Origin of the sequence: Anaerotignum sp., assembly GCF_040307045.1 — a bacterium.
Lineage (GTDB): Bacteria > Bacillota > Clostridia > Lachnospirales > Anaerotignaceae > Chakrabartyella.
Window position 1 is genome coordinate 150658 of the sequence record NZ_JAWRKF010000008.1, and the last position, 14320, is coordinate 164977.

General features: G+C 38.7%; 15 protein-coding genes and 1 tRNA gene. 13 read left to right on the forward strand and 3 right to left on the reverse strand.

What is annotated here, in order from left to right:
* Window positions 1-128: 128 nt before the first annotated feature.
* A complete protein-coding gene (locus ABVZ64_RS06440; protein ID WP_352400209.1) occupies window positions 129-731 on the reverse strand; it encodes a cytidylate kinase-like family protein in 603 nt (200 codons plus the stop codon).
* A 341-nt stretch (window positions 732-1072) separates the two neighbouring features.
* Here ABVZ64_RS06440 and aspS point away from each other — a divergent pair, with 341 nt between their 5' ends.
* From aspS to ABVZ64_RS06460, 4 genes are all read left to right on the forward strand, one after another.
* Window positions 1073-2896 carry an aspartate--tRNA ligase gene (aspS, locus tag ABVZ64_RS06445; RefSeq protein WP_352400210.1) on the forward strand — a complete coding sequence of 608 codons (1824 nt, stop codon included), beginning with the start codon at window positions 1073-1075 and terminating at the stop codon, window positions 2894-2896.
* Between the two features lie 242 nt (window positions 2897-3138).
* Window positions 3139-3212 (forward strand) — tRNA-Pro (locus tag ABVZ64_RS06450).
* A gap of 103 nt (window positions 3213-3315) precedes the next feature.
* Window positions 3316-4668 carry an MATE family efflux transporter gene (locus ABVZ64_RS06455; RefSeq protein ID WP_352400211.1) on the forward strand — a complete coding sequence of 451 codons (1353 nt, stop codon included), beginning with the start codon at window positions 3316-3318 and terminating at the stop codon, window positions 4666-4668.
* Between the two features lie 152 nt (window positions 4669-4820).
* Complete coding sequence (locus tag ABVZ64_RS06460; RefSeq protein WP_352400212.1) at window positions 4821-5462, forward strand: cyclase family protein; 642 nt, start codon at window positions 4821-4823, stop codon at window positions 5460-5462.
* A 152-nt stretch (window positions 5463-5614) separates the two neighbouring features.
* Here ABVZ64_RS06460 and ABVZ64_RS06465 read toward each other — a convergent pair whose 3' ends face one another.
* Window positions 5615-6022 carry a hypothetical protein gene (locus tag ABVZ64_RS06465; RefSeq protein ID WP_352400213.1) on the reverse strand — a complete coding sequence of 136 codons (408 nt, stop codon included), beginning with the start codon at window positions 6020-6022 and terminating at the stop codon, window positions 5615-5617.
* A gap of 203 nt (window positions 6023-6225) precedes the next feature.
* Here ABVZ64_RS06465 and megL point away from each other — a divergent pair, with 203 nt between their 5' ends.
* Complete coding sequence (gene megL / locus ABVZ64_RS06470; RefSeq protein ID WP_352400214.1) at window positions 6226-7419, forward strand: methionine gamma-lyase; 1194 nt, start codon at window positions 6226-6228, stop codon at window positions 7417-7419.
* A gap of 172 nt (window positions 7420-7591) precedes the next feature.
* Here the strand turns inward: megL and ABVZ64_RS06475 are convergent, their stop codons facing one another.
* A complete protein-coding gene (locus tag ABVZ64_RS06475; RefSeq protein WP_352400215.1) occupies window positions 7592-8509 on the reverse strand; it encodes a LysR family transcriptional regulator in 918 nt (305 codons plus the stop codon).
* Between the two features lie 164 nt (window positions 8510-8673).
* Between ABVZ64_RS06475 and ABVZ64_RS06480 the strand changes: the two genes are divergently transcribed.
* From ABVZ64_RS06480 to fabG, 8 genes are all read left to right on the forward strand, one after another.
* Window positions 8674-9333 (forward strand): B3/B4 domain-containing protein, encoded by a 660-nt coding sequence (locus tag ABVZ64_RS06480; protein ID WP_352400216.1) that lies wholly within the window; start codon window positions 8674-8676, stop codon window positions 9331-9333.
* A gap of 109 nt (window positions 9334-9442) precedes the next feature.
* The gene (locus tag ABVZ64_RS06485; protein ID WP_352400217.1) at window positions 9443-9976 is read left to right on the forward strand and encodes an RNA polymerase sigma factor; all 534 of its coding nucleotides are present in this window, start codon (window positions 9443-9445) and stop codon (window positions 9974-9976) included.
* Window positions 9960-10268, forward strand: coding sequence for a zf-HC2 domain-containing protein (locus ABVZ64_RS06490; protein WP_352400218.1), 309 nt, complete (start codon window positions 9960-9962; stop codon window positions 10266-10268). The genes ABVZ64_RS06485 and ABVZ64_RS06490 overlap by 17 nt, the downstream gene beginning before the upstream one ends.
* 200 nt (window positions 10269-10468) lie before the next feature.
* Window positions 10469-11422 carry a beta-ketoacyl-ACP synthase III gene (locus tag ABVZ64_RS06495; protein ID WP_352400219.1) on the forward strand — a complete coding sequence of 318 codons (954 nt, stop codon included), beginning with the start codon at window positions 10469-10471 and terminating at the stop codon, window positions 11420-11422.
* 63 nt (window positions 11423-11485) lie between these two features.
* Window positions 11486-11710, forward strand: coding sequence for an acyl carrier protein (locus ABVZ64_RS06500; protein ID WP_313529993.1), 225 nt, complete (start codon window positions 11486-11488; stop codon window positions 11708-11710).
* A 20-nt stretch (window positions 11711-11730) separates the two neighbouring features.
* On the forward strand, window positions 11731-12678 hold the full coding sequence (locus tag ABVZ64_RS06505) for a nitronate monooxygenase (protein WP_502892584.1): 948 nt from the start codon (window positions 11731-11733) through the stop codon (window positions 12676-12678).
* On the forward strand, window positions 12666-13595 hold the full coding sequence (gene fabD / locus ABVZ64_RS06510) for an ACP S-malonyltransferase (RefSeq protein ID WP_352400221.1): 930 nt from the start codon (window positions 12666-12668) through the stop codon (window positions 13593-13595). The genes ABVZ64_RS06505 and fabD overlap by 13 nt, the downstream gene beginning before the upstream one ends.
* Complete coding sequence (fabG, locus tag ABVZ64_RS06515) at window positions 13577-14311, forward strand: 3-oxoacyl-[acyl-carrier-protein] reductase (protein ID WP_352400222.1); 735 nt, start codon at window positions 13577-13579, stop codon at window positions 14309-14311. Before fabD ends, fabG begins: the two co-directional genes overlap by 19 nt.
* Window positions 14312-14320: the final 9 nt, after the last annotated feature.

Genomic DNA, 14320 nt, shown 5'->3' on the forward strand with positions numbered 1-14320 from the left:
GCCATCAGGAATGGTGTGATGGAGGATAAGTTTCAAGGGATTGATAGAAGGAACGTGGGGAGTTTTTGTTTATTATTTTAATGAAGTTTAAAAGGCATCCATAATGAAATTATGGATGCCTTTTTTTGCTATCTTAATGAAACATATTTGTTGAGCACATCAACAATTTTTTCAAGATCCATCCTGGATGTATTTAGAATTAGATCGTAGTTTTCTGCCTTGCCCCATTTTAGGCCGGTAAAGTAGCTGTAATAACTAGCACGACGCTTGTCAGTTTTGATTACTGTGGCCTCTGCATTTTTTTCTGAGAGACCATATTGGGTGATTGCTCGCTTCACACGATCTTTTAAATCTGCCTGCAAAAATACATTGATGCAATTTTCCATATCGGAAAGAACATAATCGGCAGAGCGCCCAACAATGACACAACTACCTTTTTCTGCAACTTCTTTGATTACTTGAGATTGAACAAGAAAGATTTTTTCATTTAATGGCAAGCCGAAAGAATCTATGCTGGGGGTTAGGGTGGTTAGAGATAGTAGTAAGTTTCCAGCAGAAGTTTCTTCAGCATTTACGAAGCATTCCTTTGAAAGACCAGTTTTTTCTGCTGCCAAGGTGATTAGTTCATTATCATAAAAGGGTATCCCCAAGCGTTCTGCCAATAGCTTACCTACGATGCGGCCGCCGCTGCCATATTGACGGCTAATTGTGATGATTTTATGTTGGTTCATGTATATCACTCCTAATTTTTGCTTGAAATAAGTTTCAAGTGCTTTTATTTTTGGGCAACTATTAAAGTTAAAATAAGGTTGCACTTTAATAACCCTAGCTTCTCATTATTTTCACTGTGAACGTAGGATTTAGAAGAAAAGCAAATTTTATTCTTATTTCTGTTAACATTATATCATACTTGTATAAAAAAGGAAACTACTCAAGAAAGGGTAAAACCCATAATCATGAATTCTTAGTAAAAGGGGAGAAAAGAACATGAAACTTTTCAGGAAAACTTTACTTTTTTGGGAAAAATGGTATGATAGATAAAGAAAATTAGTATTTGAAGGAGACATCAAAAATGGGCGAAGCATTAACAGGCTTAAAAAGAAGCTGTATGTGTTGTGAAGTGAATGAAAGCATGATTGGGAAGGAAGTAACGGTTATGGGCTGGGTTCAGCGTCGCCGTGACCTTGGACAATTGATTTTTATTGCGTTAAGAGATAAAACAGGTTTGGTTCAAATTGCTATTGATGGTAATGTTGCTGAAAAAGATTTATTTGCTAAAGCAGAAGGCGTTAGAAGTGAATTTGTTTTGGCTGTAAAGGGTCAAGTTGCTCCGAGAACCGAAGGCAACATCAACCCTAATATGAAAACAGGAACAATTGAAATTATTGCTTCTGAAATTCGTATTCTTTCTGAGTCAGAGACAACACCATTCCAGATTGAAGATAATATAACGGTGAAGGATGACCTAAGATTAAAATATCGCTATTTGGATTTACGTCGTCGTAGCCAGTTGAACAATTTGCTTTTGAGACACAAGGTAGTGCAAGTTATGAGAAATTTCTTAGATCAGGAGAATTTCTTAGAAATTGAAACACCGATTTTGGGCAAAAGTACACCTGAGGGTGCAAGAGACTACTTGGTTCCTAGCCGCGTGCACCCTGGTAATTTTTATGGTTTGCCACAGTCACCCCAGCTGTACAAGCAGTTATTAATGGTATCAGGTATGGACCGTTATTATCAGGTGGCAAAATGTTTTCGTGATGAGGATTTAAGAGCGGATCGTCAGCCTGAATTTACACAGGTTGATATGGAACTTTCTTTCGTTGACGTTGAAGATATCATGGATGTAAACGAAAGAATGATGCAGAAGGTATTTAAAGATGTTTTAAATTTAGAGATTCCATTGCCACTAAAGAGGATGACTTACAAAGAGGCCATGGAACGCTTTGGTTCTGACAAACCAGACATTCGTTTTGGCATGGAGTTGGTAAATATTTCAGAGGTGGTCGCTGGTACAGATTTTGTTGTGTTTAAAACCGCATTAGAGGCAGGCGGTAGCGTTAGAGCAATAAATGCAAAGGATTGTGGCTCTTTCCCGAGAAAGAAAATTGACAGTTTGGTTGAGTTTGTAAAAACATATCGTGCAAAGGGATTGGCTTGGATTGTTGTAAACGAGGATGGAACTTTAAAATCTCAGATTGCAAAATTCTTTACAGAAGAAAAATTGCAAGAGATTGTGGATAAAATGGACGGCAAGCCAGGTGACTTAATTTTAATTTGTGCCGATCAGGACAAGGTTGTATTTGATTCTTTGGGTGCATTACGTTTAGAGCTTTCTAAGATGTTAGAGTTGACAAAGTCTGACGATTATAGTTTCCTTTGGATTACTGAATTCCCTATGTTGGAATGGGATGAAGAAGCGGGCAGATTCGTGGCAGTTCATCACCCATTTACAGCACCTATGGATGAAGATTTGACGCTACTGGAAACAGACCCTGGTAAGGTTCGGGCCAAGGCATATGATATTGTATTAAATGGCTATGAATTGGGCGGAGGTTCTATCAGAATTCACCGCAGAGATGTTCAGCAAAAGATGTTTGAGTTATTGGGCTTCAGTCAGGAGGATGCACAAGAAAGATTTGGTTTCTTGTTAGATGCATTTAAATATGGTGTACCTCCACATGGTGGTCTTGCTTTTGGTTTGGACCGTATCATCATGTTGATGTGTGGCGCTACTAGCATCCGTGATGTTATTGCCTTCCCAAAGGTTAAGGATGCATCTTGCCCAATGACAGATGCACCAAATGTTGTTGATCAAAAACAGCTGGATGAGTTGGCGATTCACATCAATCAGGAAATTATGAAAGCAGTAGAAGCAGCAGAAACGGCAGAATAATGCTTTTTCTATGCTGAACATGGTTTCCCTAGGTTTTAACAACGTTGACCCTTAGAAAAATGGCATCATAAAGAAATATTTTTTCGAGTTTTCATTAAAATGGATACGGATGGCTTAGGGTAGGGGGAAACCCCTACTCTTTTTATTGATTGCCATGAGTTGCTAATCATTTGGGAGCATAAACATCCAATCTGACTTGACATTATTGGAAAAAAAGGGCAGAATATAATTATTTCAGAAATCGATGCGTGGCTCAGTTTGGTAGAGCGCGGCGTTCGGGACGCCGAGGTCGCAGGTTCGAATCCTGTCGCATCGAGAAACAAAACGATGGGAAAAGTTTACTTTTCTCGTCGTTTTTATATAACAAGAAGTATTTAGTTCGCTTTTGAACTGAAATGATCATAGATAGGAGAGAGAATTTGAAGTATGATTTGACAACGGGAAAAATCGGCAAATCTCTAATTGTTTTTAGTATGCCGATGATTTTAGGGAACCTTCTGCAACAAATGTACAATGTTGTGGATACGTTAATTGTGGGTAAAACCATTGGTTCCACTGCACTTGCTGCTGTGGGGTCTTCCTATTCGCTTATGGTGCTGCTTACCTCTATTGTTTTGGGTTTATGCATGGGGAGTGGTGTGGTTTTTGCGCAGCTTTATGGGGCAAAAAAGAATGAAAGTATGAAAACAAGTATTTTTAATGCTTTTGTTTTTATTGTCATTATTTCGGCGGTAATCAATGTTTTGGCCTACATACTGTTAGATAAATTTATTATTTGGATAAATATTCCAGTTGAGGCTATCTCTTTTACGGAACAATATTTAAAGATAATTTTTGGGGGGATGATTTTTGTTGCCATCTTTAATTTTGTCTCATCTGTGCTACGAAGCATTGGCAACACATTGATGCCTTTGGCATTTCTAGCAGTTGCCGCTGTGACCAATATTGTGCTGGATATTTTGTTTATTATTTATTTTGATATGGGTGTTGCAGGGGCGGCCCTAGCAACTGTAATTGCCCAAGGTTTATCGGCAATTTTAATTACCATTTATTTTGTTTTAAAAGGAAAGGATATCTGCCCTAACAAAAGTAATATGCACTTTGATAAGTCCCTCATAGGACTTGTGATTCATAACTCAACATTAACAGCCGTGCAACAATCCATCATGAACCTTGGCATTTTGATGGTGCAAGGTCTTGTCAACAGTTTTGGTTTTGCAGCAAGCGCAGCTTTTGCAGTTGTAGTAAAGATAGATGCACTATCCTATATGCCTGCTCAGGATTTTGGAAATGCATTTGCTACATTTGTTGCCCAAAACTATGGTGCCAATAAATTGGATAGAATTAAAATTGGAACTAAAATTTCTATGATGATTTCTGCAGGGTTCTGCATTTTGGTTTCGGCTTTTGTGTGTTTTTTTGCAGAACCACTCATGTTGATATTCATTGATGCAACGGAAGTTGATACCATTCAAATAGGTATTCAATATTTACATATTGTCGGCGCTAGCTACGTTGGAATTGGTATTCTCTTTTTACTATATGGTTTATATAGAGGCATTGGCAAATCACAGATGTCTATTGTGTTAACGATCATTTCCTTAGGGAGTCGTGTTTTACTTGCTTATATTCTTTCTTCCGTCTCTACAATAGGGATAGTTGGCATTTGGTGGGCGGTTCCCATAGGTTGGGCATTGGCTGATGTCTTTGGCATTGTATATTATTTTATGAAAAGAAACCTTTTTGTTCAAAGCAAGGCTTTAGAGTTGTGAGCAAGGCATTTTATTCGGTTTAAAGGAATCAAATAATAACATGAAAAGGGATATCTTTACAGGATATCTCTTTTTTGAATAAGCAAACTATGATACAATACCATATATTGGATGGATTACATAATTTGAAAAACATAGAGAGGGTTGAAAGAATGAGAGTAATAGATTTGACACGCACAATTTCTAATACAATACCAGTCTATCCTGGAACAGAGGGACCAAGTTTGACCATTGCAAACACATATGAAGAAAGTGGGTTTAAAGAAACCCTACTACAAATGTATTCCCATACTGGTACGCACATGGATGCACCCCATCATATTTTTCCTGAAAAAATTTCGCTAGATAAGAAGGATGTATCAGCGTTTGTGGGAAAAGCCTGCATTATTGATGCCAGGGATGTTGGCCCTGGAGGAACGATCGATATTACTTATATCCAACGTAACAAAGAACGAGTAGATGGGGCAGAATTTATTATTTTTCAAACGGGATGGGAAGAATATTGGGGACAAGAGGAGTATTTCGGAGAATACCCGGTGATTTCTAAAGAGGTTGCTGCTTATATTGTAGATAATAATAAAAAGGGAATTGGTTTGGACAATATCGGTTTAGATCCTATTGCCGACCTTGAGCTAAAATTACATCATTTTATGTTAGCCAATGAAAATATAGTAATCATGGAAAACCTTTGTAATTTGGATTTGATTGGCCAGCAGGAGTTTTTACTTGTTGCGTTGCCTTTGAAATTTGAAAATTCTGATGGTGCACCTATTCGTGCCATTGCAATTTTATGATGTATTTTAGGATTTTTCTGTATAAGGTTTGGACTGTTTCCTTGTCCTCTGATTTTAGATAATAAAATAAATAAAAAGCCCTATTTAACCAGTAAAAGTATTGGGGTAAATAGGGCTTTTTTAAGTTTCTATAAGTGGTTCATGCAAAAAGTTTATTCTGCCTCAACCAAGGCTAAAATATCAGATGGAATTTTTTGATAATAGCCAGTACTATCCTCAGATACCATTTCCCCTGTATGTGATGCATAGTACATTTGGCAGGCTTCCACAGGGTCTAAATGATGCTTCTTTGCCAGCATTGACACAACCTGAGAAATTACAGCAGTACGCTCCTTGTAATGTGCATAATCATTTTCATCGGCATCGCTCTCCATGGCAATTATTCCATCGATCATACCTGCATAAAAGCCTAAATCCATGTCTGGAAAATTTTGATTGCTTTCTAAAATCATAGCTATAATAGAGGCTTGTTGAAAGGATTGGAAAACTTTATTTGCGGGGATATTTTTCAAAAAGCTATAATATTCTACGCAAGATACAATCAGTGCTTTTTCTTCCATAATACTTCTCTCCTTTTCTTTTCATCAAGAATTATGATAACTGTTTTTTTGTTGAAATTCAAGGGCTTTGGTCGATAATACATTGTTATCGGTTTTTCAGATAACCGAGTATAAAAAAGGTATAATAACGGGAGACTGTTTATATATGCTATACTTATCATACCAATAAATGGAAAAATTATAAGGGAAAAGGAGTGTTATATATGGCTCATACAAACGGTGGTTTTGGTACAAAGGCTATTCACGCTGGGAATGTTAAAGACAAACAATATGGGGCTTTGACAATGCCTATTTATCAAACGTCTACATTCTTTTTTGAAAACTGCGAACAAGGGGGACGTCGTTTTGCAGGTCAGGAAGAAGGATATATTTATACTCGCTTGGGGAATCCCACAACTACCGTTTTAGAAGATAAGGTTGCCGCCTTAGAATGTGGGGAGGCATGTGCAGCTGCTTCTAGTGGTATGGGTGCTATTTCTTCTTGCTTATGGAGTATTGCCAGTGCTGGTAAGCACGTTTTGGCTGATGAAACCCTGTATGGATGTACATTTGCTTTGTTCAATCATGGCTTAACCCGTTATGGTGTAGAGGTTTCCTTTATTGATACTTCTGATCTAGAAGCAGTCAAATCAAATTTAAAGGAAAATACAGTTTGCGTTTATTTAGAAACACCTGCCAATCCCAATTTAAAGATTTCTGACATTGCTGAAATTTCCAAAATTGCCCACAGCTATAACCCTGAGATTATGGTTGTGTGTGATAATACGTTTGCATCACCTTATTTGCAAAGACCTTTGGAGTTAGGTGCTGATGTTGTGGTTCATTCTGCAACAAAATATTTAAATGGACATGGCGATGTAATTGCTGGTTTTGTTGTAGGTAAGTCTGCTTTTATTCAGCAAGTTAAAATGTTTGGTATTAAGGATATGACTGGAGCAGTGCTTGGCCCCTTTGAGTCGTTCTTAATTTTAAGAGGGCTTAAAACCCTAGAAATTCGTATGCAGAGACATTGTGCCAATGCAAGAATAGTGGCCGAATTCTTAGCTAGCCATGAAAAGGTGGAAAAGGTTTATTACCCTGGCTTAGAAAGCCATGTTGGCCACGAAATTGCAAAAAAACAAATGGATGATTTTGGGGCTATGATTTCCTTTGAAGTTAAGGGCGGTAAGGAAGCTGGAATGAAGTTTGTAAACAGCTTGTCCTTGGCGACAGTTGCTGTTTCTTTAGGAGATGCCGAAACTTTAATTGAGCATCCTGCTTCTATGACTCATTCTACCTACGGCGAGGAAGATTTGAAGGCTGCTGGTATCTCTGCTGGGTTAATTCGTTTATCTGTTGGCTTGGAAAATGTAGAGGATATTATTCAAGATCTAAAATCGGGTTTTGCAAAAATTTAAATGAAGAAGGAAATAGATAACGAAATGCTTAATTTTGAAAGAATAAGCATTTACCTTTCAAGAAAAGTAAAATCCTCACTAAAAAATTATCTTTTTAGTAATGGAAATTAAAAAGCTTTTTTCCTACCTGCTCTCATATAGACGGTCGCCGTAAAAACGGCGACCGTTTAATTTAATATTTTTTTATTTGATCTTCTAAAATGGAAACAAATTCTTTCGCTTTTTGAGAAAGGAGTTCCCCTTTTCTTGAAATCCATCCAATTTGCATATCACAAACGGGTGAAGCAATGGGAATGGCAGATATGCGGGGGTCGTAATAGCCATCGGGTAAAACACCGCTGCCCGTGGAGATCGCAGTAGTGTGGGAGATGATATTATAGGCAGTAGCTCTATCATTCACATAAATGATCTGCTTATAATCAATGGTTTGGCTTAAAACCGCTTCTTCTGAAAAGTTTAAAGAGCTTTCATCTTTTTTAGAAAAAACAACAAAGGGATATTTTTTTAATTCACTGAATGGGATCTCCTTTTGTTGTGCCAAAGGGTGGTCTTTATTCATGAAAACATGGGGGCGAAGTCTTTTCATTTCATGAAATACAAGGTTTTTTGAGTGAAATAATTTGCTTAAAAAAACTTGGGTGATATCTGAAAGGAAAATAATCCCCAGGTCACTCTTGCCAGTTTGGACCTCCTCAATAACTTTACCCATGGGACATTCTTTAAACCCAAAACGAAAGTTTGGGTCATTTTGATTTTTTAAAAATTCTACAAATGCTTTTGCACAAAAAGGATAGCGTTGGGTGGAAATGGACAGGCGAGAAATTTCTTGGGTATTTTTGCCTGAATAAAAAAGTTTTACTTCTTTGGCTTGCTGTAAAAGGAGGTGGACTTTTGAAATAAATTCTTGGCCCTCTTCTGTAAGGGAAATGCCACGATTACTACGCACAAAAATGGTTATTCCTAACTCATCTTCCAGCTCTTTTATGGCAGTGGAAATTGCGGATTGGGAGACAAATAGGTTTTGTGCTGCTTTATTCATAGAGCCACATTGGTATATTTCCATTATGTATTCCAGCTGCATGAGAGTCATGAAGTTGTCCACTCCTTTTCTTTTTATCATAGCACAATTTTTATGTCTATGGGAATGGTTGAATAATGTTTTTTGAAAGGATGGGTTTCTCCTTTTCCCCTTGACAAGAAATTATTTTGTCGTAATCTGTTATAGAGAAGGAAATTGAAAAGGAGATAACCATTATGCGAAATATATCGATAGATGATAGCTTAAAAGAACGATGTGTCGAGGCAGTTTTGGGAGCATTGCAATGCCAGGTGGTTGTGAAGGAAGATGACCCATCATTCTTGGAACTGCTGAATGGTAAGATTGCTGAACTGGCAGAGGTTGAGCTCTCCCAGGCGAACAAGAGGGAAAAAATCCAAGCCACAAGAAAGGCGTATAAGGCTTTGGGGAAGGATGCCAACCGCTATCGTTGTTCGGCCGAGGCGATGTGCCGCAGAATTGCAAAGGAACGTGGATTGTATTATATTAATAATGTCGTGGATATCAACAATTATCTCTCAATAAAATCTGGGTATTCCATGGGCACATACGACTTGGAAGAATTGAGAGGAGAAATTTTATGGGCTCGTGCCCCTCAAGGAACAGCATATCAGGGTATTGGCAAGGATGTTTTAAATATAGAATTTTTACCAGCTTTATTTGATGAGATAGGCCCTTTTGGTAACCCCACTAGCGACAATACTAGAGCAATGATTACAAATAAAACCAAGGAGATTCTTATGGTTTTTTATGGGTTTGATGGTGAAATGGATTTGGGGGATTACATGGATGAGGCGGAAGAACTATTAAAAATGTTTGCCCAAGGAAGGGATATTGAGAAAAAAATTATTTTTTAATAATATGAATATATTTGACGAAAAAAAGTAGTTTTGGAAAAAAGCATGGAGTATCAACCACGATTAGGGTATAGATTTTTCTATGGGGCTATGGTATCATGGGAAAAATATGATTCAATTGAGAGAAGGTGATGGATTGAAATCCTTCGAAGCCCTTTATACAGAGTATTATGACAAGGTATATTGCTTTTTATATCGGCTTTGTGCCGATGGGGATTTGGCAGAGGATCTGACGCAGGAAACATTTTTACAAGCCTATACATCCTTTCACAGATTCCGTGGAGAGTGTGAGTTATTTACCTGGCTTGCTTCCATTGGAAAGCATGTGTATTTTAAGTATTTGAAAAAAAATAAATTGGATTTAGATTCAGCTAACTTAGAGTTAGTTGTTAACACATATTGTGCAGGATGCAATGATCCCGAGGAGCATATGCGAAGAAAAGATGTAGAGGAAGCAGTGAGGGGTATTGTTGAGGGCATACCCAAAAAATATCGTGATGTTGTATTATTACGAATTTATGCTGAATTATCATTCGCTCAAATTGCTTTAGCTTTAAAAATTAGCGAGAATTCTGCGAAGGTTATTTATTTTAGGGCGAAGAAAATGCTTTTGGAGGTGTTGAAGCATGAGTTTGAATTGTGATATTGTAATGGATCTTGTGGCTTTGTATCATGATGGAGAGGCTAGCAAAACTAGCCAATCAGCAGTGAAGGAGCATTTAAGACAGTGCAAAAGGTGTAGGGAGTTTTATAGGCAATATGGAATTACAACTCCAGCATCACAAAGTTTTCATTTTATGTCTAACGGGAATTATAATGAGCTAGCCAAGCAAATGCGCATTCGTCGTTTATGGACTGTTGCAGCGGTATTAGGTTATGTAAGTGCATCTTTATGTGCGTTAATCATGCTTTTAATGCGTGTTCGGGAAGACTGAGATGCTGCTTGTTGCAAAAAAATAGAATAATTAAAAAATTCTAATAATAGCCAGAAGCATTGATATGAGGGGCTTTGTTACCCAATTTTTATTTTTCAGAAAAAGGTTACAAAAAAAAAATATTTTTTTTGTAACCTTTTTCTTTTTTTTTGGTACTAAGTTTGCATAACACAAAAGAAAGCAGTTCGGAGGATTAAAATATGAGTTTTAATGTGCTTGGAACGGGGATGTATGTGCCCCCCAATATTGTGACTAATGAAGATATATCAAAATATGTTGATACCAATGATGAATGGGTAATGCAAAGGGTTGGCGTAAAGCAAAGACATTTTAGCATAAACGAAACGACAGATGTGATGGGGTATCAGGCGGCTTTGGCTGCACTGGAGAATAGTGGTGTAAAGGCGGAAGAATTAGATTTGATTTTGGCTGCCAGTATAAGTGGGGAATCTATTTCTCCCTCTGTTTCCTGTATGATTCAAAAACATTTAGGTGTTTCTTGCATGACTATGGATGTTAGTGCGGCATGTTCTGCTTTTGTTTTTATGCTGGAAACGGCGGCAGGTTTTTTTGCAAGGGGCAAGGCGAAAAAGGTTTTGGTAGTTGGCGCAGAGCGTTTGAGCCGTATTTTGGACTGGGATGATAGAGGAACCTGTGTTATTTTTGCCGATGGTGCAGGGGCAGTCGTTTTGGGGGAAGGGGACTCCTATGTAGACTCTATTTTTGATGTTAAGGGTGGTTCAGACGTAATTGACATCCCTCAAGACATTGGAAAGTCACCTTTTTATAAAGGGACACAGAAAAAGCCCTTTATCCATATGGCAGGTCAGGAAACATTCAAATTTGCAGTAAATGCAATTTGCAATGACACAACACAGCTTTTGGAAAGAAACGGACTTACCTTTGATGATATCAAATATATTGTTCCTCATCAGGCAAACAAAAGAATTATTGATTTCGCCAGCGTAAAGCTGAGGGTTCCGCAAGAAAAATTTTATGTGAATATTGATAGATATGGTAACACTTCTTCTGCAAGTATCCCTATTGCATTGGATGAGATGAACCGAAAAGGGATGTTAGAAAAAGGCGATTTGTTATTGCTACCTGCTTTTGGCGGGGGATTGGCAAGTGCAACCTGTATTTTAAGATGGTAATGAACGCCGCAAGGCTTCATATATAAAAAAAGTTTAATTGGACAAAAAAAGGAGATTAAAATCATGGTATTTGAAAAAGTTGCAGCAATGTTGGCAGAAAAATTGGAATGTGAAGTAAGTGAAATTAAAATGGACACAAAGTTTGAAACTTTGGGTATCGACTCTTTAGATGTTATGGAACTTTTGATGAATGTTGAAGAAGAGTTTGGCACAGAAATCGAATTAGGTGAAAACAAAGTAAATGCCGTAGGCGACTTAGTAGCACTGATCGAAAGCAAATTGCAGTAAGAGAGGAGGAGGGCAGAATGATCCTTTCACCCATCTGTTCTATGTTAGGAATTGAATATCCCATTTTTCAGGGCGGTATGGCTTGGATTGCTGATGGCAAGTTGGCAGCAGCAGTTTCAAACGGCGGTGGATTAGGAATTATTTCCGCCATGAATGCCGGTGGCGATTACCTTCGTGAACAAATCCAGATTGCACGGAGTTTAACAGATAAGCCCTTTGGAGTAAACATTATGCTGATGAGCCCACATGTGGAAGAAGTAGCTAAAATTGTTGTGGACGAAAAGGTTTCTGTTGTAACAACAGGAGCTGGTATCCCAACAAAATTTATGCCAATGTGGAACGAGGCGGGAATTAAAGTGATTCCTGTTGCGGCTTCTGTTGCTGCAGCAAAAATGATGGAAAAGGCGGGGGCAACGGCTGTAATAGCTGAAGGGGGCGAATCTGGCGGTCACATTGGGGATATGAGTACAATGCCATTAATTCCTCAAGTTTGTGACGCTATAAAAATTCCTGTATTGGCAGCAGGGGGTATTGGTGATGGCAGAGGAATTGCAGCAGCATTTATGCTGGGTGCCGTTGGGGTGCAAATGGGCACCAGATTCCTACTGGCTGAGGAGTGTTCCGTTCATCCTAATTATAAAGAGTTGGTTTTAAAGGCAAGTGATATATCAACAACTACAACAGGTAGAAGATTTGGTGGAAACACCTGCCGTTGCTTGAAAAATAACTTTAGCCGAGAATTTTTGAAAAAAGAATATGCACCCGAAACTACAGCGGAAATGGTAGCAGAGTTGGGTGTAGGAGCATTAAGAAAGGCAGCCGTAGAGGGCAATACCAAAGAAGGCTGTTTCTTAGCGGGACAAATTTCTGGAATGGTAAAGAAAGCGCAACCTGCAGCTGAAATTTTGCAAGAGATTGCAACAGAAGCAGAAGCTTTGTTAAAAGGAGGCTCACAATGGGTAAAGTAGCATTCGTTTTCTCCGGCCAAGGCGCACAAAAGGCTGGCATGGGCAAAAGCTTCTATGATACAAAAGAAAATATTCAAAAGTTATTCCAGGGGGCGGAGGAAATTCGCCCCAATACTCTAAACCAATGTTTTTTTGGTACGGACGAGGAATTAAAGAATACAGAAAATACACAGCCTTGTTTGTATTTGGCAGATTTGGCGGCAGCATTGGCGTTAAAAGGAGAGGGGATTATCCCCGATGGTGTGGCTGGGTTCTCCCTGGGTGAAATTCCTGCCCTAGCTTTTGCAGGTGCCTATGATTATTTGGATGGTTTTCGCCTAGCTTGTTTTAGGGGAAAAATTATGGCTAGGGAGGCTGAAAAAAATCCGGGTTCAATGGTAGCAGTGATGAAGCTGGACAATGCCCAGGTGGAAGAAATATGTGAAAAATTTGAAAACGTTTATCCTGTGAATTACAATGGCCCAGGGCAGTTGGTGGTTGCAGGTAAAAAAGAAGAAATGGAGGCTTTCTCTTTAGCAATTCGAGAGGCTGGCGGCAGAGGAATGCCCGTTGCAGTTGGTGGCGGTTTCCATTCCCCTTTTATGAAAGAAGCGGCAAAAGATTTTGCCCAAGTTTTGGCGGAATACCAGGTTCAGAAGCCTGAGATTCCAGTGTACTCAAATTATATGGCAAAGCCCTACGAAGATGATGTTCGGGCGTGGATGGCACCCCAGATTGACAATGCCCTGCGTTGGCAGGAGAGTATTGAACAAATGGCGGCAGATGGTTTTGATACCTTTATTGAAGTAGGGGTAGGTAACACATTGAAAAAACTGATTTCTCGTATCTTACCAGAAAGTAAGGTATATTCTGTTTCTTCTATGGAAGAAGTGCAGAAAATTAAAGAGGAGGATTTTATATGCTCGAAGGAAAAGTAGCAGTAGTGACTGGCGGTTCTAGAGGAATCGGTGCCGCTATTTGCAAATTGTTGGGGAAAAATGGAGCAAATATTGCTTTTTTATATGCAGGAAACACCCAAAAAGCTGAAGAAACCCAAAATACCTTAGAGGGTATGGGAATTAAGGCGAAGGGATATCAGTGCAACGTGGCTGATGCGGCGCAGGTTGCTGGGGTTATAAAACAGATTGTTTCCGACTTTGGTGGTATTCATATATTGGTGAATAATGCTGGAATTACAAAGGATAAATTAATCCCCATGATGAAAGTTGAAGACTTTGATAGCGTGGTGGATACAAACTTAAAGGGTGCCTTTTATACGATTAAGAGTGTATATCCCCTTTTCTTAAAACAAAAAAGCGGCAAAATTATCAACATAAGTTCTGTTTCGGGCCTGATGGGTAATGCAGGGCAGGCAAATTATTCTGCTTCAAAGGCAGGTCTGGTGGGCTTAACAAAATCGGTGGCCAAGGAATTGGCATCTCGTGGTGTTTGTTGTAATGCCATTGCCCCTGGGTTTATCGCAACAGATATGACAGAAACTTTCACTGGGAATGAGGATATAAAAAATGCAATTCCAATGAAACGCTTTGGTCAGGCAGAGGATGTTGCAAAATTGGTTTTATTTCTTGCTTCAGATGCGTCGGATTATATTACCGGTGAGGTGATTCGTATCGACGGCGGAATGGCAATGTAGGAGGTTCAT

Bases quoted from the DNA above. Each gene is read 5' to 3' on its own strand.
- ABVZ64_RS06440 (WP_352400209.1), bottom strand. From the start codon at position 731: ATGAACCAACATAAAATCATCACAATTAGCCGTCAATATGGCAGCGGC.
- aspS (WP_352400210.1), top strand. From the start codon at position 1,073: ATGGGCGAAGCATTAACAGGCTTAAAAAGAAGCTGTATGTGTTGTGAA.
- ABVZ64_RS06460 (WP_352400212.1), top strand. From the start codon at position 4,821: ATGAGAGTAATAGATTTGACACGCACAATTTCTAATACAATACCAGTC.
- ABVZ64_RS06465 (WP_352400213.1), bottom strand. From the start codon at position 6,022: ATGGAAGAAAAAGCACTGATTGTATCTTGCGTAGAATATTATAGCTTT.
- megL (WP_352400214.1), top strand. From the start codon at position 6,226: ATGGCTCATACAAACGGTGGTTTTGGTACAAAGGCTATTCACGCTGGG.
- ABVZ64_RS06475 (WP_352400215.1), bottom strand. From the start codon at position 8,509: ATGACTCTCATGCAGCTGGAATACATAATGGAAATATACCAATGTGGC.
- ABVZ64_RS06480 (WP_352400216.1), top strand. From the start codon at position 8,674: ATGCGAAATATATCGATAGATGATAGCTTAAAAGAACGATGTGTCGAG.
- ABVZ64_RS06485 (WP_352400217.1), top strand. From the start codon at position 9,443: ATGATTCAATTGAGAGAAGGTGATGGATTGAAATCCTTCGAAGCCCTT.
- ABVZ64_RS06490 (WP_352400218.1), top strand. From the start codon at position 9,960: ATGAGTTTGAATTGTGATATTGTAATGGATCTTGTGGCTTTGTATCAT.
- ABVZ64_RS06495 (WP_352400219.1), top strand. From the start codon at position 10,469: ATGAGTTTTAATGTGCTTGGAACGGGGATGTATGTGCCCCCCAATATT.
- ABVZ64_RS06500 (WP_313529993.1), top strand. From the start codon at position 11,486: ATGGTATTTGAAAAAGTTGCAGCAATGTTGGCAGAAAAATTGGAATGT.
- fabD (WP_352400221.1), top strand. From the start codon at position 12,666: ATGGGTAAAGTAGCATTCGTTTTCTCCGGCCAAGGCGCACAAAAGGCT.
- fabG (WP_352400222.1), top strand. From the start codon at position 13,577: ATGCTCGAAGGAAAAGTAGCAGTAGTGACTGGCGGTTCTAGAGGAATC.